13 protein-coding genes are annotated in these 18,455 nt (G+C 61.9%); 8 read left to right on the plus strand and 5 right to left on the minus strand.

What is annotated here, in order from left to right:
- Position 1 precedes the first annotated feature (1 nt).
- Positions 2-1,267: an MFS transporter gene (locus tag AAGT95_RS04770; RefSeq protein WP_342595697.1), complete on the plus strand. Its 1,266-nt coding sequence runs from the start codon at positions 2-4 to the stop codon at positions 1,265-1,267.
- A 15-nt stretch (positions 1,268-1,282) separates the two neighbouring features.
- Here the strand turns inward: AAGT95_RS04770 and AAGT95_RS04775 are convergent, their stop codons facing one another.
- On the minus strand, positions 1,283-1,906 hold the full coding sequence (locus tag AAGT95_RS04775) for an NAD(P)H-dependent oxidoreductase (RefSeq protein ID WP_110601390.1): 624 nt from the start codon (positions 1,904-1,906) through the stop codon (positions 1,283-1,285).
- A 160-nt stretch (positions 1,907-2,066) separates the two neighbouring features.
- Between AAGT95_RS04775 and AAGT95_RS04780 the strand changes: the two genes are divergently transcribed.
- A complete protein-coding gene (locus tag AAGT95_RS04780) occupies positions 2,067-2,969 on the plus strand; it encodes a LysR substrate-binding domain-containing protein (protein WP_342595698.1) in 903 nt (300 codons plus the stop codon).
- A gap of 193 nt (positions 2,970-3,162) precedes the next feature.
- On the opposite strand, the gene AAGT95_RS04785 is transcribed toward AAGT95_RS04780, so the two are convergent.
- Positions 3,163-7,893 carry a hypothetical protein gene (locus AAGT95_RS04785; RefSeq protein ID WP_342595699.1) on the minus strand — a complete coding sequence of 1,577 codons (4,731 nt, stop codon included), beginning with the start codon at positions 7,891-7,893 and terminating at the stop codon, positions 3,163-3,165.
- Positions 7,894-8,401: 508 nt separating this feature from the next.
- On the opposite strand from AAGT95_RS04785, the gene AAGT95_RS04790 reads away from it, so the two are divergent.
- The 6 genes from AAGT95_RS04790 (at position 8,402) to AAGT95_RS04815 (ending at position 14,011) form a co-directional block, all read left to right on the plus strand.
- Entirely contained in the window at positions 8,402-9,409 is a 1,008-nt protein-coding gene (locus tag AAGT95_RS04790; RefSeq protein WP_342595700.1) for a LacI family DNA-binding transcriptional regulator, read from the plus strand.
- A gap of 68 nt (positions 9,410-9,477) precedes the next feature.
- Complete coding sequence (locus tag AAGT95_RS04795) at positions 9,478-10,494, plus strand: ABC transporter substrate-binding protein (RefSeq protein WP_342595701.1); 1,017 nt, start codon at positions 9,478-9,480, stop codon at positions 10,492-10,494.
- A 4-nt stretch (positions 10,495-10,498) separates the two neighbouring features.
- The gene (locus tag AAGT95_RS04800) at positions 10,499-11,320 is read left to right on the plus strand and encodes an ABC transporter permease (RefSeq protein ID WP_342595702.1); all 822 of its coding nucleotides are present in this window, start codon (positions 10,499-10,501) and stop codon (positions 11,318-11,320) included.
- A gap of 21 nt (positions 11,321-11,341) precedes the next feature.
- The gene (locus AAGT95_RS04805) at positions 11,342-12,157 is read left to right on the plus strand and encodes an ABC transporter permease (RefSeq protein ID WP_342595703.1); all 816 of its coding nucleotides are present in this window, start codon (positions 11,342-11,344) and stop codon (positions 12,155-12,157) included.
- A gap of 30 nt (positions 12,158-12,187) precedes the next feature.
- Complete coding sequence (locus AAGT95_RS04810; RefSeq protein ID WP_342595704.1) at positions 12,188-13,171, plus strand: ABC transporter ATP-binding protein; 984 nt, start codon at positions 12,188-12,190, stop codon at positions 13,169-13,171.
- A gap of 24 nt (positions 13,172-13,195) precedes the next feature.
- Complete coding sequence (locus AAGT95_RS04815; protein ID WP_342595705.1) at positions 13,196-14,011, plus strand: phosphodiesterase; 816 nt, start codon at positions 13,196-13,198, stop codon at positions 14,009-14,011.
- A gap of 185 nt (positions 14,012-14,196) precedes the next feature.
- On the opposite strand, the gene AAGT95_RS04820 is transcribed toward AAGT95_RS04815, so the two are convergent.
- From AAGT95_RS04820 to AAGT95_RS04830, 3 genes are read right to left on the minus strand one after another with little or no spacing between them, the layout of a single operon-like run.
- On the minus strand, positions 14,197-16,248 hold the full coding sequence (locus AAGT95_RS04820; protein WP_342595706.1) for a metallophosphoesterase: 2,052 nt from the start codon (positions 16,246-16,248) through the stop codon (positions 14,197-14,199).
- A complete protein-coding gene (locus tag AAGT95_RS04825) occupies positions 16,241-17,842 on the minus strand; it encodes a tripartite tricarboxylate transporter permease (protein WP_110601407.1) in 1,602 nt (533 codons plus the stop codon). Before AAGT95_RS04825 ends, AAGT95_RS04820 begins: the two co-directional genes overlap by 8 nt.
- A 13-nt stretch (positions 17,843-17,855) precedes the next feature.
- The gene (locus AAGT95_RS04830) at positions 17,856-18,335 is read right to left on the minus strand and encodes a tripartite tricarboxylate transporter TctB family protein (RefSeq protein ID WP_342595707.1); all 480 of its coding nucleotides are present in this window, start codon (positions 18,333-18,335) and stop codon (positions 17,856-17,858) included.
- Positions 18,336-18,455: the final 120 nt, after the last annotated feature.

Raw genomic sequence — 18,455 nt, forward strand, 5'->3', positions numbered from 1 at the left:
CATGTCAACGACAACCTCGCACCACCCCACGGCGCGTAGCCGAATCGGGCTGGATGGCCTGAACTTCTTTCTGGCCGACGTTCGCGATGGTGTGGGGCCGTTTCTCGGCATCTATCTGTTGACTCGCCACGACTGGAGCGCTGGACAGATCGGCGTGGCGATGTCCGCGATGACCTTCGCGACGATGCTCGCACAGAGCCCGGCGGGCATGTTGCTGGATATCACGCGCTTCAAGCGGGCGCTGGTGGCTGTGGCGACACTCGTCGTCGCCATCTGCAGCGTGCTGATGACCCAGCCGGCTTTCGTCAATTTGCCGGCCATCGTCCTATTTCAGGCGCTGATGGGGGTGAGTGCGGCTTTCCTGCTGCCCGCGGTGGCGGCAATCACCCTGGGAATGGTCGGTAATCGACGCTTCCCGCACCGTCAGGGTCGCAACGAAGTGTTCAACCATGCCGGCAACGTGGTTTCGGCGTTGCTGGCGGGCGCGCTGGCTCACTTCCTGAGTATCGAGTGGCTGTTCTATGCGCTGGTGATCTTTGCGCTCGGCAGCCTGATCAGCGTGCTCGTGATCCGGGAGAAGGACATCGACCACGCGGCCGCCCGCGGCAAGACCGAGAGCACATCGCCGGCCGACGGGAGCCTCCTGCATGTGCTGAAGAATCGCCGCATATCGATGCTCGGCCTGACCCTGGTGCTATTCCATTTTGCCAACGCCGCGATGCTACCGCTCGTCGGGCAATATCTGACCATTGGCGATCGCGACGCCGCCTCGCTGTACATGTCGGCCTGCATCGTGATCGCGCAGCTGGTGATGATTCCCGTGGCGTGGTGGGCGGGCCGACGGGCAATGAGCTGGGGCCGCCTGCCGGTCTTCATGATCGGACTGCTGGCGCTGCCGCTGCGTGGTGCACTCTACGCCGTCAGCAACGACCCGCTATGGCTGCTGATGGTGCAGGCGCTGGATGGGATCGGCGCCGGCGTCTTCGGCGTACTGTGGCTGATCGTGGCCGCCGACCTCACCCACGGGACGGGACGTTACAACGTCACGGTGGGCGTGCTCGGCACCCTGTTCGCCCTGGGTGCGGCCAGTTCGAACCTGGTTGCGGGCTATGTGGTGGAAGCCAGCGGCTACGCCGGTGGCTTCCTGTTCCTGGCCGCCTTCGGTGTGCTCGCACCCATCGTCTACTGGCTGGGCGTCGGCGAGACTCGTCCTGATGACGCTGGGCACGCTGCCGCGGGCAAAGTGAATTCCATCCCCACCGCCTAGTCGTGGCGATGCGCTTCAGGCGGTGACGGTCGGGTGGACTCCACGGGTCGACATTGCGACGTCGGTGAAAATCTCCCGCAGATGACGGCGATACTCGGCGGTATGGCGCTCGACGTCCGGCATCTTCATGACGTCATTGGCGATGAATGTCGGTAGCCCTTCCAGCCCGACGAAGGCCTGTGACTTGTGGAATGCGAAATAGACACCGTCGACGCCCTTGCCGTCGAAGAAGTTGCCCGGCTCGTCGAAGGCTTCCCGCGGCGCGTTCCAGGTCAACGACAGCATGTAACGCCGGCCCTGGAGCAGGCCGCCGCTGCCGTACTGCTTGGTGGGATCCTGCCGCGAACGGCCGTCGTTGGCATAGAGCGAGCCGTGGCCGGCGGTGAAGACTTCATCGAGGTAGCGCTTGACGCTCCAGGGCGTACCCATCCACCAGCCCGGCATCTGGTAGACGATGACATCCGCCCACAGGTAGTTCTGCACCTCGGCGTCGATGTCGTAGCCCTGCTCGATCACCGTCTCGCGGATTTCGTGGCCCAGCTCGGTCAGTTGGGCGACGGCGACGGCGTGGAGGGTATTGTTGAGCTCACCGCCGGAATGGGCGAACGGCTTGCCGCCGTTGATCAATAGAATCTTCATCTCGAATGGTTCTCCATCAATACTGGTCAGGCGGCACTCGGAAACTACCGAGCCCGGAGGAATGAGAGCCATTGTGACGAGAAACTGCCACGGATAAACCACCCGGACGGCAAGTCACTTTTGATTTAAAATCAATAAAACCTCGCAATGCGGCAACGCGATGAAAAGCACCCTGGAAGAGCAGCAAGCCTTTGTCGCCGTGGTCGACAGCGGCTCCATCACCGCCGCCGCCGAACGGCTCGGCCTGACCGTCTCCGGTGTCAGCCGCGCGCTCAACCGGCTGGAGCGGAAGCTCGAGACGACGCTGCTGAGACGAACCACGCGACGCCTGGAGCTGACCGAGGAGGGCGAGACGTTCCTGGGGCACGCCCGTGCGATTCTTGCCGCCGTCGACAACGCCGAGGAGGCGATCGCCAACCGTCATGACCGCCCCCGCGGCCGCTTGCGCATCAACGCAGCGCCGAGCTTCATGCAGTTCGTGATCGTGCCGATCATCGGCGAATTCCGCGACCGCTTTCCGGGCATCACCCTGGAACTCGACACCCACGATCGCTTCATCGACCTGCTGGAACAGCGCGTCGATCTCGCCATCCGTATTGGCGAGCTCGAGGACTCCTCGCTGCATGCCAGGCCGCTGGGCCACAGTCCACTGCGTCTTCTGGCCAGCCCGGATTATCTCAGGCTTCACGGTGCGCCCCGCGGCGTCGGCGATCTCGCGCAGCATAGCCTGCTCGGCTTCAGCCAGCTCGATCATCTCAACGACTGGCCGCTGCTCGACGCCCGCGGCGAGCCGTTTCACGTGAAGCCCTCGCTCTCGGCATCCAGCGGCCCCACGCTACTGGAGCTCGTCCTCGCAGGCGAGGGTATCGCCTGCCTCGCCGACTACATGACCCTCGCCCCACGCCGAAGCGGCGCTCTCGTCGACGTGCTGCCCGAGCAAACCCGGTTCCGGACCCAGCGCATCAATGTCGTCTACTATCGCCAGAGCGCGCTCTCGCAGCGCGCGCGGCTGTTCATGGATTTTCTCGCCGAGCGGCTGCCGGAGAAATATTTAAGGATCTAGATTTTCATTGAACAAGGCCAGCGAACGCTTCATGAACCGCGCCACGAACTCGTGATAAGGGCATCCCGGTATCGTGTGCTGTTAATACACGATACCGAGACGACAACATCGACGAACTCCCCGATACGGCAATATCGCCAGATGTCATGTCTGAATCGACGGAGCCTGATCGGCAGCCGGTTGAGCGTTGATGTTACGGCCCCTTATGATCTGTCAGCCAGCCGTCGAGAGGATCACCCTCAATCTCGAACACCGGGTTCTCTTCCGTAATAGGGCGCTCCCCGATAATCTGGAACCAGCTATCGAGATCGGCATCGCTGATCTTATTATCCGAATCGTCCTGCTTGTGGAATGTGTCAAGCAGATCGAAGAACTCCTCGTGCTCGAGAAGGAACTCGGCCGCACCTCTTTCAGCATCAGATCGATCACCATCGTCTCTGATCTTCTTGAGATTATCCTTGCTTACGATATCATCCCCACCGTTCCAGTCGTTCCAGTTCTCGGCAATAGTGCTGATCTCTTCCTTGTTATTCTCGAAGAACTCTTCACCGTGGACTTGCAGCTCCACTTCATCGAGATGATTTTCAAAGAAATTCTCCGGGATATTGCCATTTTCCGAAACCTCCTCGGTAAAGGCCTCGTAGAGCTCCGGCTGGGCCTCCCACACGGGCACATCCTTGGAGAAGAACTCCTCATAAAGCGGGCTCGGCTCTTCCCGTTCGAAGATAGGATTATCTTCGGTTTCAGGGCGCTTGCCGATGAACTGTAGCCAAGAGTCGATATCTGCAGTACTGGCCTTGTCGTCTGCTTTTCCGCCGTTGTGAAACGTATCCAGCAGGTCAAAAAAGCCCTCATTGTCCAGCAGAAATTGTGCGGCTTTCTGATCCATCTCGGTGCCGATTTTCTTGTCCACGACTCGTTCGAGATCTTTCTTGCTCACCAGATCGTCGGCGCCGGACCAGGTCCAACCATACTCAGGCATGCCGGATCCCGGGTCGTCAGACAGGCCCAACCGCCCGCCAAGCCCGCTACTGCCGCCTCCACCATCACCGGAATCTCCATCATCGATCTTGTAGTCTCCGGGAGTATCTCTATCCCAATGGTCAGCGATGTAATCGATGATCTCCTTGTTGTCCTGATAAAATCCGTCGTCGTAGTAGATATTTTCCGGCGCATCGCCCGCGCCTTCTTCACCTTCAAAAGCAGCGGCGGAGTGAATCAGAAAATTGAGTTTCTCTCCCCAATCGTCCTCCATCACGCCATAGCTATCGAGATCCTGAAAATCGCCGAGGACTTCCTTTTCTTTTTCTCGATTTTTCTGCTGGCTGATAACCAGGCCAAGGATGAGGCTAACAGCTCCCACTGCTACGCCAACCACGTTCAGCCCAGGCACGACGCCCAGTCGGGAGACCGCACCCAGTGCCCGCAGGGGGGCAAAGCGCGCCCCGGGACTGATGGTCGACCCGGCGATCTCTGCGGCGCCGGCCGCCGTGAATCCGGCTCCCGATACGATGCCGAGAGAGGCGTTGGCCTTATCCATCGCATCGCCATTTTGCAGCGCCGCATCCAGGCCCATGCCCGCCACGGCGACATCGAGTATGCCACCGCCAAAATTGGTCATATAGCCGATCCCCTTGAGCGCCGGCCCAAAGAGATTGACCTTGTCGGTATCGGTCGGTGTCGACGTGCGTCTGACGTCGCCATTGATACCTTCAATGTTCTCGACCTCCGGTATATGCGTACCCGGAGGCAGCGCCCCGCTCATGGCAAATTGGTCACCACGTCCTGCGGCACCGGCATTATCGAGCGCCTGGTTGAAACCATCGTAGACATGGTCACCACCGCCGCTACTTCTTGAAGCCGTATCGCTCAGCGGGTCAAGATCCCGGATGTCACCCGTGGTCTGACTTTGCAGGTCGTCAAAGAGCTCTTGACTGTTCTTGAAGGAATTATCGGCAGTGTTGATATCGTCGATAAGCTCATTGGTAAGCTTGGACTTTTCATCCATCCCATCAAGAAAGAACTTCCGATCGGCATCGCTGAGATTTGAATCGTTCTCGTAGAGATCTCTAAGTTCGGAGTTACCCTTCTTCAAATCCTTGAGAAGGCTTTCCACCTGGCTTTTTTCAGACTCGCTGAACCCGCCTTTTAACTCTGCTGCGGAAAGAATTTGTTCGACTTTCGCTTGCTTCACCAGACTATCATCATGAAGCTCGATTGCCTTTAGATGAAACTGCCGCCTCTCGTCGGCTTCTGTAAACGCCTTTTGAGCCTCTGAGTCTTTTCCGTTTGATACGTCTTCGGACACCTCGTCCATACGCTTGTCGATCTCATCCCTCCGATCCAGTTGTTGTTGCTTTTGCTCATCGGTCAGATCAGGATCGTTTTCAATCAACGCTCTCTCTTCGGAAATACCATCTTGTATCTTGTCGACGGCATCCTGAACCTTTTCTTTCTGTTCATCACTTAGGTCTTCTTTTATCTCCATCAGTGCCGAAAGCTCAGACCACCCCTTGTCGATCTTCTGGCGAGCTTCCACTCGTTCGTCAGGAACGAACTCTTCTTTCGTACCGGTATTCTTCTTGTAAGTATCGTACAGCTCCTTGTCCAGACCAAGCGCTTCAATCATACCCTTTTGACCGAAGAGCGACTTGAAACCATTACCCATATAATCAAGCGTATTCAGAGTACCCGGTGTACAGCCAATGAAAACGAGTATTCCGCGCGCAACAGCCATACGCTCTTCGGGAGAATCACCGAAATCGTCTCCGGAACGTCGATAAATGGCATTCGCCAGCGCAACCAGCCCGCCAATGGCAAAAGTCGCCTCTCGATCAATGAAAGTTTTAAACCCCGACTTCAGCTCTTTAGTAATCCTACTCGAATCTTTAAGCCCTGCGTCTCTTACGGCATTATCGACACGGTCGCTGATATCACCGAAGTCCAGCTTACCGGCCTTCGTCCCTTTCAGCGCTTCCTCCTTCAAAGCATCCTTCAGAACGTCTTTGACGATCTTTATTTTATTGAACTGCTCCTTTTCCTCATCGGTCAACTTATCGAAGCCAGCCGGCTTTCCGTCATCACCAGCCTTCAGGGAATCGATCGCCTGCCAGACGCGCGTACTCGCCTGGAGGCCAAAATTGGAGTAGATAATGCCAGTAAGCATCGGTTTGACGAGATCGCTGGCAACCTGCTCTGCACGATCCTCACTCTCCGCGCTAATATCCCCGCTACCATATTCGTCGTCAATCTCGTCCATGGCGCCGCCAACGTCCATGGTCAGGCTCTTGGCGGTAATCTGGTTCTGAGCCTCTTCCGCTTTCTCTGGGTCCAGGGTTGCCAACACACTAAGGTCGTTATGCATCCGGTTCTGGGCCTGCTGCTTCAGACCATCATCGTCCAGATCGTTTATTGCCAGAAGATACTCATCCCCTTCCTCACCGGTCATCGAGGAGTAGATTTTATCTACAAGTGCATCTTTATCCTTCAACTTGTCGGTGGCATCCGACATCATTTCTTCCGAGAGCGCAGCAAAATCCTCATCACTGAGAAGTCCTTCCAGCTCCTCGCTCAAAGCCTGTTCATCAACGAGTCCCCGAACGTCACTCTCCGACATCATTTGTGTGCTTTCGGCATAGTCCGATCTATCACCACCGGCAATATTCACGACCTGATAAGGAAGAATTTCAATGCCGTTCTTTAGATCCGACTTCAACTCCATGAGCCGGATGTACTTATCCAGTTTATCCTGGAGTTCTTTATCGTCGGTATCGTCTCTTTTGTCTTTCAGGTTCTGCATGAAGAGCTCACCCACGGAAAGGGACTCTCCATCCTCTTCAACCGTGGTTTCCGCCTCCATCAGGTCCGTTTCGCTCGCCAGTGGCAGGTCCCGGTCCCGGAAGGGATCATCGGCTTCACCGCGATACTTGTCTGCGGCATAGTCCGTGATGGTTTCATAGTGCTGTGGAGTTCTGGATTCGAGCACTACCAGCGTCTCACCGTCTTTATGGATGAGCTTGACGCCTTCGACGAGTTTTCCCTTCTCGTCGGTGACGTTCTCGACCTCGTCGTCTCCACTCAGCACGGGGATGTCATCGCTGCCGTTGAGCAATTCATACTCGTCGCTGTCGACTTTTTCCTCGATTCCGTCCCAGGTATCTTTGAGATTCTTGATTTGTTGATAAACCTCGGGCGTATACTCCTCAGAAACGGCGTAGCGCTTGCCATCACTGTCTTTATAGATAAGGGTTCCACCCTCGGTGCTGAACGCGTCGATATCATCGACCGTAATCTGAACGCCGGAGTGGAAGTCATCACTGCCTCCCCCGAATTCGGAGTACTCGAGGTCATTCAGGCCGGTAGGAAGGGTAATCTCGGAATCGGGGGTAATGACCTCGAAGCCCTGGTTCTTTTTCCGGTCGAGCCAACTCTTGTCATCCTTTGGGACATCGGCGCTCGACCATGCATAGTCGTCATCGAGGCTTTCGGCATCGCCATCCTCCATTTTCGATTTGACCTGCTCGTAGAGCTCGGGAGTGATGTCTTTCTGCACCAGAAATTTGTCGCCACTCTTGGTTCTGACCTCGAGCATGTCGAACCAGTAGGAGAGGACGATACCGCCGCCGCCAACATACTCGTCGCTGACGTATTCAATGTCATCTTGCGAGATAGGCGCGTCTATGGTCACCAGTGACGGTTTGCCGTCCATGTAAGGGGCGTATTCATCGCCTTCCAGCTTATCGAGCATCTCCTGGCCTTTCTCACTTCGCTCGGGAGTTGGTAGAGTGAGACCAATAGGGCCGTTGATGGGGGCAGGGTCTTTTACGTGCCGAGAGTTTCCTGTCAACAGTTGTTCGAATCCACCGGAAGGAGCTTCACTCCAGGGATCCGAGCGACGCTCGCTGTCTCTTGACTCGATAGGCATTTGATTCACTCCTGATAATCATTGTCTGAATCATAAGCGCTGTCATCGGCACGGCTGTTTTGATAACGGTTTTTCAAAAAACCCTACACACGAACAAGCACCTTTTTATCAATCAGCTTACGGATGGCATCTCATGTCGTAGAGGCACACGTCATGAAAGTCAGCCCATAGACATAAAGCTTTTATGTCGACTTCCCTACTTTCATGTTACCTATCCACATCACCCCGCCAGCCAACAAGTATTGTCTTTTGGTTGTCGTCATGTGTGATCGAGAAACAGGTAGTGTCTGATTGTTTTGGGACCGCTCGAGCGCTCGATCATGAAATCTCTCGAGCGAATCCGGAGCAGTTTGAAGTCCAGCGTTAATTAGTCTTCAAAAACAGACGGTTGATATCGAACTCGTCGAGCTTGTCTCATGTCACCCAATTGACATCCCGGCGTCACGGCAGCGTCATGCATCAGCGCCAGACTGCAAACGTTTTCATCGTTGCAGGCAAAGTCGCTGTCATGCCGTCATCACGTCCCTCACTGGTCCAGATCGCCGAACGGGTCGGGGTTTCCCCGGCCACGGTGTCGCGTGCCTTCAACCGGCCGGAGCTGCTCAGCGACGCCACTCGCGAGCGGATACTCACTACTGCCAGGCAGCTCGGTTTCCGGCCCAGCAAGGTGGGCAGCAGCCTGCGATCGGGCAGCACCCGGACACTGGGACTACTGCTGCCGACGATGTCCAATCCGGTCTTTGCCGCCTGCTTCGAGGGTGCCGAGGAGCGTGCGCTGAAGGCGGGCTACAGCGTGATGCTGGCGACCACCGGGTACGACAGTCGACGCGAGCGGGCGGCCGCGCACAGCCTGCTCGACCACCGTGTCGAGGGCATGATCCTGACCGTTGCCGACCCGGCACGCAGCGCCACGCTGGCCGAGCTCACCGCCAGCGGCCTGCCGTTCGTGCTCGCCTACAACGAGAGCGATCGGCATCCGTTCGTCAGCGTCGACAATCTCGCCGCCGCCGGCGACATGGTCGAGCATCTGGTCGCCAGCGGTCACCGCCGGCTCGCCATGATCAGTGGGCCGCTGGACGCCTCCGACCGGGCGTCGAAGCGTCTCGACGGCGTCCTGGATCGCGCGGCCCGCCTGGATCTACCCGCACCCACCCATGTCTCGATGCCCCGGCATACCGCGGCGGATCGTGATCGCCTGCGGAGCCTGCTCTCCTCGCCCAGGCCGCCCACCGCCCTGTTCTGCTCCAACGATCTGCTGGCCGCCTCGGTGATAGCGGAGTTGGCGACCCTGGGTCTGCGCGTGCCGGACGACCTTTCCGTCTGCGGCTTCGACGGCATGGCCTTCGGCGCGCTGATGGTGCCGTCGCTGGCCAGCGTCCACCAACCCAGCAGCGAGATCGGCAGCCAGGCCTGCCATGAACTGCTCAACGCCCTCGCCGGCGGAAGCAGCCGCTCCGTGCGCCTGCCACATCGCCTGAGTGGAGGTGGCACCGTCGCCCGCCTGCCGGTCGACTAGCACCGTCGAACCACTCCAACGTCGCACCACCCAACCACCGCATCGCCAACCCAGAGGATCGGATCATCATGAAACAGACGCTTCGCACCGCCGTCATGGCACTGGGATTCACCGCCGCAGCCCTCGGGTCGCTAGCGGCCCAGGCCGCCGACAACGCCATCTGCTACAACTGCCCGCCGGAGTGGGCCGACTGGGGCACCCAGTTGAAGGCCATCGAGGCGGATACCGGCATCCACGTGCCCCAGGACAACAAGAACTCCGGCCAGTCGCTGGCCTCGATCACCGCCGAGAAGAGCAACCCGGTCGCCGATGTCGTCTATTACGGTGTCACCTTCGGCATCCAGGCCGCCGAGCAGGGGCTGGTACAGGGCTACAAGCCGGCCCACTGGGACGAGATACCTGACGGCCTGAAAGACCCTGACGGCAGGTGGTTCGCCATCCACTCGGGCACCCTGGGCTTCATGGTCAACGTCGATGCGCTCAACGGCGCGCCGGTACCGCAGTCGTGGAGCGACCTGCTCAAGCCCGAGTATCGCGGCATGGTCGGCTATCTCGATCCGTCGTCGGCGTTCGTCGGCTATGTCGGCGCGGTCGCGGTCAACGGGGCGCTGGGCGGCTCGCTGGACGATTTCACCCCGGCGATCGAGTGGTTCCGGAAGCTGCAGGCCAATGATCCCATCGTGCCCAAGCAGACCGCCTACGCCCGTGTGCTCTCCGGCGAGATTCCGATCCTGCTCGACTACGACTTCAACGCCTACCGGGCGCGCTACGACGACAAGGTCAACGTGCAGTTCGTGATCCCCCAGGAGGGCACCGTCACCGTGCCCTACGTGATGAGCCTGGTCGCCAACGACCCGCACCCGGAAGCGGGCAAGAAGGTGCTCGACTACGTGCTCTCCGACAAGGGTCAGGCGATCTGGGCCAACGCCTACCTGCGCCCGGTCCGTCCCGGCGCGGCGTCGCCGGAAGCGCAGGCGAAGTTCCTGCCGGACAGCGACTACGCCCGCGCCGGAACCGTCGACTACGCCAGGATGGCCGCGGCGCAGCGGGCCTTCTCCCAGCGCTATGCCAACGAGGTGAATTGACGCCATGGGTCGACGACGAGCCTGGTTGGTGATCGCCGCACCCGCCGTGGTGCTGTTCCTCGCCTTCTGGTTACTGCCGATGGCCAAGCTGGCCGGGATCGGTGCCGCCACGCCACAGGGCATGGACGCTTCCGCCTACTGGCTGGTGGTGACCCAACCGCGCTACTGGCAGAGTCTGATCAATACCGTGGCGCTGTCGCTGGGGGCAACGCTGGCCACGCTCGTCATCGCCCTGCCCGTCAGCCGTTTCCTGGCTCGCCACCCCGACTTCCCCGGGCGGCGGGTGCTGATGTCGCTGCTGCTCTTTCCGCTCGCTTTCCCCGGTGTGGTGGTGGGTTTCCTGGTGATTCTCGCCACCGGCCGCCAGGGCGTGCTCAACACACTCTCGAAGGCGCTTTCCGGTGACCCGATGGTACTGGCCTACGGCATGGCAGGGCTCTTCATCGGCTATCTCTACTTTCTGCTGCCGCGCACCATCGGCGTGCTGATGACGGCAGTGGAGGGGATCGACAAGCACTGGCTGGAAGCGGCGCAGACATTGGGCGCAAACCCCTGGCGCCGGTTCGTCGATATCGAGCTGCCGGCGCTGACCGGCGCGCTGACCGCGGCCGGGGCGATGTGCTTCGCCACCGCCATGGGCGCCTTCGGCACCGTGTTCACCCTCGGTACCCGGATCGACGTGCTGCCGATCACCATCTACGACGAGTTCACCAACTACGCCAACCTCCCGGTCGCCGCGGCGCTCTCGGTGGTACTGGGGCTGGCCACCTGGGCGGTGCTCTACGTCGCCAACAGCCTGGCCGCCCGTACGGCAAGGGGAAACTGAGATGACCGCAGGAGTTCCCGCATGAGGCATTCACGCTTCGACACCCGGCTCGGCCTGACCGCCACGCTCGCCGTCGCCGCCTTCCTGATCGGCCCGGTGCTGCTGTCGGTGACCGCCGGGGTGACGAGGAACTATTTCGTCGGCCTCTCCAGCGGGCTGACGCTGGACTGGATCGTTCAGGTCTGGGATCTCTACGCCGACACGATCTGGCGCTCCTATGGCGTGGCACTGGCCACCCTCGCCATCACCACCATCATCGGCGTACCCGCCGCCTGGGTGCTGACGCTGTTTCCCGGCCGGCTCTCACGCCTGCTGGAGGAGCTGCTGACCCTGCCGGTGGCCGTCCCCGGGCTCGCCACCGCGCTGGCCCTGATCGTCTCCTGGGGCAGCGTCGGCTGGTTGCGCAGCAGCGTGGCGTTCATCGTCATCGGCCATGTGCTGTTCACGCTGCCGTTCATGGTGCGCGCCGTGCGCGCCGGGATGCAGGGGGCCGACCTGGTGGTGCTGGACGAAGCTGCCGCGACCCTCGGTGCCAGTCGCCGCCGGCGCTTCTTCGACATCATCGTGCCCGCTGCCAGAAGCGGCATCGTCACCGGCGCGCTGACCGTGGTGACGCTCTCCATCGGCGAGTTCAACCTGACCTGGCTGCTGCATACGCCGCTGACCAAGACACTGCCGGTGGGGCTGGCCGACAGCTACGCCTCGATGCGACTCGAGGTGGCCTCCGCCTACACCCTCGTCTTCCTGCTGATGCTGCTGCCGCTGATGGTCGGGCTGCAGTGGATCGCCGCCCGCTCGACGCGCCACGGCGGCCTCGGTCTTGGCGCATCGACATGACTTCATCACGTACATGAGCGACTCAACGACATGACACACCCGCTGACCATCAGGCTCGACAACTGCGCCAAGACCTGGCCCGACGGCACCCGCGCCCTGGCGCCGCTGAACCTGTCGATCGACGCCGGCGAGACGCTGGCGCTGCTCGGCCCCTCGGGCTGCGGCAAGACCACCCTGCTGCGCATGATCTGCGGACTGGAGAGCGCCGACGAGGGTGGCCGGATTCGCTTCGGCGACGACGACGTCACCCAGGTAGCGCCGGAAGCGCGCGGCGTGGGGGTGGTGTTCCAGGGCTACGCGCTGTTCCCCAACATGAATGTCGCCGGCAATGTCGGCTACGGTCTGAAGATTCGTGGCGTGGATGCCGCCAGCCGGCGCCGACGCGTGGCGGAAATGCTCGAACTGGTCGAGCTGGAAGCGCTGGCGGAGCGGCGTATCGATCAGCTCTCCGGGGGGCAGCGTCAGCGCGTGGCGCTGGCCCGGGCGATCACCATCGAACCCCGCGTGCTGCTGCTCGACGAACCGTTGACCGCACTCGATGCCCGCCTGCGCCAGCAGCTGCGGGTGGATCTCGCCAAGCTGCTCAAGACACTCGGCATCACTTGCGTCATCGTCACCCACGACCAGGAGGAGGCGATGATGCTGGGCGACCGGGTCGCGGTGATGTCCGCCGGCCGCCTGGAGCAGTTGGGCGCGCCGGAGACCCTCTACCGCGATCCCGCCTCGCCCTTCGTCGCCGATTTCCTCGGCACCCTGTGCCGGCTGGAGGGCGGCGAGGTGGCCACCCGCCATGGCGTCGCGGCGCTGACCTTCCGTCCGCACGAGGTCGAACTCGCGCCCCCCGGCCGGGGATTGCCCGCCTGCGTCCAGGCACGCTTCTTCCTCGGCAGCCATATCCGCTTCGAACTGGCGCTCGCCGACGGCCAGCGCTTCACCGCCCTGGCCGCGCCAGACGCCATCTGGCAGCCGGGCGATATCGTCTCCGCTCTCATCGAGCAGGCCCGCGTGGCCTGAATCCGAACAACCTGGAACCTCTGCATGCTGATCGCACAACTCACCGACCTGCACATTCGTCGTCCCGGCCAGAAGGCCTACCGGGTGGTCGAAACCGACCGCTATCTCCCCCCGGCGGTGGCAGCGCTCAACGCGCTCGTCCCCCGGCCCGACGTGGTGCTGATTACCGGCGATGCCACCGATTTCGGCCGCCCGGAGGAGTACGCCACGCTGGCCGAGCAGGTCCAGCCGCTGGAGATCCCGTGGTACCTGATTCCCGGCAACCACGACGATCGCCAGGCGATGCGCGACGCCTTTCCCGATCACGACTATCTCGGCGGCGGCGCGTTCATTCAGTACACCGTCGAACGCTTCCCGCTAAGGCTGCTGGCACTGGACACCCTGGTGCCGGGCGAGAGTCGCGGCGAGCTCTGCGCCGAGCGGCTCGAATGGCTCGCCGCGCGGCTGGCCGAACAGCCCGAGCGCCCGACCCTGATCTTCATGCATCATCCGCCATTCGCCACCGGCATCGCGCACATGGACGCCATCGGCCTGGCCGGCGCTGCCGAGATGGCCGCGATCGTGGCCGATTACCCCAATGTGGAGCGCATTATCTGCGGCCATGTGCATCGCACGATCTTCCAGCGCTTCGCCGGCACCATCGCCAGCTGCTGTCCCAGCACCGCCCATCAGGTCGCCCTCGACCTGCGCGAGGACGGCCCCTCCGCCTTCGTCATGGAACCGCCGGGATACCAGCTCCACCTCTGGCGCGCCAATGAACTGATCACCCACCACGGCGTGATCGGCGACCATGCCGGGCCCTATCCGTTTCACGAGGCGGGCGGGCTGATCGACGAGTGAGGCACCGGTGGCGCAAAGGTCTTCCCCGCGCGGGGGTGCCCTCCGCTGTCGTCACTGGTACGCCACGCCCGGCCATCCCGCCAGCCGCCCCAGCGATCGACTGCAGGGGCACTGGATAGACCACCGTGCACCGACCCCGCACCTGGGCCTGCCCCTCTCGTCTCCGCGGCAACGGACCAGGCGGCCTACGAAGAGGCGAGCCCGCGGGGCAGCATCATCGGTGCGCGGGTTTCCAGCCATTCGCGCCGGCAGGCCAGCAGGGGGCCGGCATGGCCTTCAGGCACGTCGATGCAGTGACATCCATCGCCAAGCAGCAACCATCCCGAGCTGGAGGGTAAACCCTGGCGGCCGGGCGCCCCCACCAGGATCAGCTTTTCACCCGCCGCTTCCAGCGCCAGCGTGTCGCCGGCACCGGCGGCGCCGATCCCGATGTCATCATCCTGCAGCACCAGGCCGAGATTGCGATACACTTCCCCCGCCGGCGTTGGATTGAGCAACCGGTCACAGAGCCCAGTACGCGGAAAATAGCCGCGGTCGAGACTGTTGAAGGTGTCGATAAACAGATCCTGATCCCGCCAGGCGCACGCGGCGATGACAGCCTCGGCCACGCGGGCGGCGATCAGTGCGTCGTCATCGATGACTTCCGACGGAATTTCGGACGCGAGGCGCACGTTGACGTTGACCCCGATGCCCAGCTCGCGCGCCCTGCGGCCCAATCGCTCGACCGCGCCGATCACCCCTTCGCGCACCGGCACGGTGAAGACGAAGGCGTCGATCAAACCGGCAGCGTCAGAAGTTCGGCTGAAATCCGCGATCTCCTCCCACCGGGATTCGCTGAATCCGTAACTCACGTAGTGGGCGAACTGACTGCCCACCGTGTCGCCATCCGCGGAGCTGGTAATGCAGGCAAGGGCCAACCTGATCGGCAGCGTCGCCCGCCGCGCCGCGATCGCCGCCAGCAGCGCGTGTCGCTCCTGCCACGGCGCAATGATTTCGAAGGTGGCGATCTGCGCGGCATGGCGCTCGACCAGCGACAGCGTCGCTTCGCCAGGGATCCCGAACTGGAAGGCGGTGATCTCGATGCCGAGTTCGCAGAGCAGCTCGAGACGCTCCCGATAGCTCGGGTCGTCGAAATCCCTGAGCGGCACCCTCACCTTGCGGACACCGAAGTCGACCAGGTTGAAAAGCGTGTAGTCGTTGCGCGCCTCCTTGCGCAAAAATTCATCCATCGGCCCGTTGAACGGCAGTTTGACCACTTCCGCCCAGTCGTGACGCAGGTTGACACCGAGACGATTGCCCCTCCAGCCGACCGGCGGTATCTGGCGCATGGCGCGATGTTCAGCCGTACTGCCGGCGGCGGCTCCCCGCGCCTCGAGCTCCAGTCCGAGCGTGCGGGCGGTGTGAACGACGACCGCATCCTCGAACACGTCGATGACGAGAAAGCCCAGCTTGGCTGCATCGTCGCGGCCGAGTTCGGCGGCAGGTGCCTGGCGAAAGAACTCCGCGTAGTCCTGGCGCACGAACGACGTCGAGGGCAGCACGTAGAAATCGGTCCCGCCCACGCGGTTGTGAAAGAAGTTATGCACGTGGCCCGAAAAGACCGCCGAGACGTTGGCCTGGGCGATCAACCCCATGAGCCACGAGCGCGCCGGCTCGTCGAGGTTGTCATAGTTCGAGGGCTCATCCGGCGCGAGGATATGGGTCGGGTAGTGGGTGAAGACGAAGGTGCGTCCGGCAAACGGCCGGGCAAGCTCCGCTTCGAGCCACGCTTTCTGGACCTGCTCGCGCTCGAGGCCCGAATTCAACAACTCGACGTTCAACAATACGAAGCGGCAGCCCCCGTGTTCGAACGCCTGCCAATCCTCGCCGAAGTTGGCCCGAAATTTCTCGATGCTCTCGGCGTCGACCGGTGCCGCTGGCAGCCCCGGCATGGGTTTGTCGCCGATGTCATGGTTACCGGGAATGACATGCAGAGGCGCGTCGAGTCCGGCGAGGATCTCCTTGGCCTCGCTGATGGCATCTTCGTAGCTCGACAGCGACGGCAGCGGATGGACGACATCCCCCAGGTGCAACACGAAAGCCGGCGCTGCCCGATTGATCAGTTCGACGGCGTAGCGCGCCCGCGCATTGGCCCTGGCATTGACCGGCCAGGGCGAGGAGTCGTCGATGACGCTGGGGCGTACATGGGTGTCGGAGACCACCACGTAGCGAAACAGGAATCGGGAGTCGTTATTCATCGAGGGCGTCCTTGACGGTGGAGGATGGCGTGGATTCAGAGGATCGGTCGCGCCTGACGGCCTGCCACCGGCTCCTGACGATCGAGACGATGGCGATCAGCGTCAGTGCGTAGAAAATCAGCGAGATGGGGCTACTGAAGAGCACGGAGATATCGCCGCCCGAGGCGGCCAGCGAACGGCGCAGCCCCTTCTCGAGCATTGGCCCCAGGATGAAGGCGATGACGAACGGCACCACCGGCAGCCCGACGCGGGCAAAGATCACGCCGACCACGCCGAAGATCAGCATGGTGGCGATGTCGAACAGGTGGTTGTTGCTCGCGTAGGCCCCCAGCACACAGAGCACGAAGATCATCGGGAAGACATAGCCGGTAGGCACGCGCGTGACGTAGCGCCCGATACGAATGAACACCAGGCCGACGAGCCTGAGCGCGATATCGCAGACCAGTAGCGCCACGAAGAGCCCGTAGACCAGATCGGCATGCAGGGCGAAAAACATCGGCCCCGGCTGCAGATTGAAGACCAGCAGCGCACCCAGCATGATCGCGGTGACCACGTCGCCCGGGATACCGAGCGTCAAAAGTGGCGCCAGCGTGGCGCCGTTGACGCCGTTGTTGCCGGATTCAGAGGCCGCGATGCCCTCGAGCGACCCCTTGCCGAACAGGTGGGCCTTCTTGCTGCGACGCTTGGCCTGCTCGTAGCTCACGAAGGCCGCGGGCGTCGCGCCGAGGCCGGGAATGACGCCGAGTGCGAGACCGATCACGCCGCCGCGCAGCATATGCGGCAGGGATTCGAAGAACTCGCGTTTGGTCAGCCGGTCGTTCGCGACGGTCGCACCGCCGTCGGCCAGGGTGATCGGTCCTGTCGCCATGCGGCTGCGACGGTACTGACGCACGAACTCGGGAATGGCGAACAGCCCGATCAACAACGGCACGAAGCCGACGCCACTCAGCAGCTCGATCGAACCGAAATCGAAGCGCCCCGAGCCTTCCACCGGGTCCATGCCGATGGTCGAGAGCAGAAACCCCATGATGCCGGCGATGATCCCGAGCACGATAGAGCGCCCCGCAACGCTGCCGACGATGGTGATGGCGAAGCAGATCAGCGCGAAGTACTCCGGCGACTTGAAATAGATCGTCACCTTGGCCAGCAGCGGAAACAGCAGAATCACCAGGCAGGTACTGGTGAGGTCGCCGACCATCGACGACACGTTGGCCATCTGGAGTGCCTTGCCGGCCATCCCTTTCTGGGTCAGTGCGTAGCCATCTACCGTGGTACAGGCCGCCGCCGGCGTACCGGGCGTATTGAACAGGATCGCCGAAATCGAGCCACCGTAGATCGCGCCGACATAGACCGCCGACAGCAGCGTGAGCCCGGTGAGCGGCTCCATGCCGTAGCTGAACGGCATGACCAGCGCGACGGCCAGCGTAATGCTCAAACCCGGCAGTGCCCCGAAGAAACAGCCGATGGTGACCCCGCCGAACACCGCCAGCAGGTTGTTCCAGCTCATGAACAGGTGTGCACCGGCCCACAGCCCATGGGCGATGTCGAGCAGGTAGCTCGCCACGGCCACGGGTAAATGCAAAATCGTCTCCATATCGAGTTCCTTGCTATGGGAGCAGGTCGAAAAGCGCGCCGGCGGGAAGCGATACGGAAGCCACCACCACGAACAGCAGATAGAAGAGCGCGATGGTGATCACGGTAACGCCGCCGATTCGCCACAGGCCGGGCATGCGGAAACGCCACATCAGCCACGCCATGAGCAGACCGCAGGTCGGCAGTACGCCGAGCCAGTAAACCGCCGGATAGACCAGCAGCAGCGTGACGACGACCGCGAGCTCGCGCCGCCAGCGCGACCCCGTCGTCACCTCCGAGTCAGGCGCCAGCGAAAGCCACAGCACCTGGACCAGGCGCAGCGCGGCAAGCCCGGCGAGCATCAGGGTGAGAATTTGCGGGAAGAATCGCGGGCCAGGGCCGGCGCCACCGCCGAAAACCGCAATGTGCTGGGGAATCAGCCAGAACCAGAGCAGCAGACAGCCCGCCAGCAGGCAGAGCGGCAGCCACAGCTCGGACGTATGGACCTTGCGCATGGGGATGTCCTGGGAGGGTGTCCGTCGTCACGGCGCCATCGTCACCGCGGCGCCGTCGAATTCGCAGGCGCGCGGCCGAGGCGTGTCGAATCGACACCACCGTCGGCCGGCCACCGGAGG

Origin of the sequence: Salinicola lusitanus (assembly GCF_038648475.1) — a bacterium.
GTDB classification, from domain to species: Bacteria; Pseudomonadota; Gammaproteobacteria; order Pseudomonadales; family Halomonadaceae; genus Salinicola; species Salinicola lusitanus.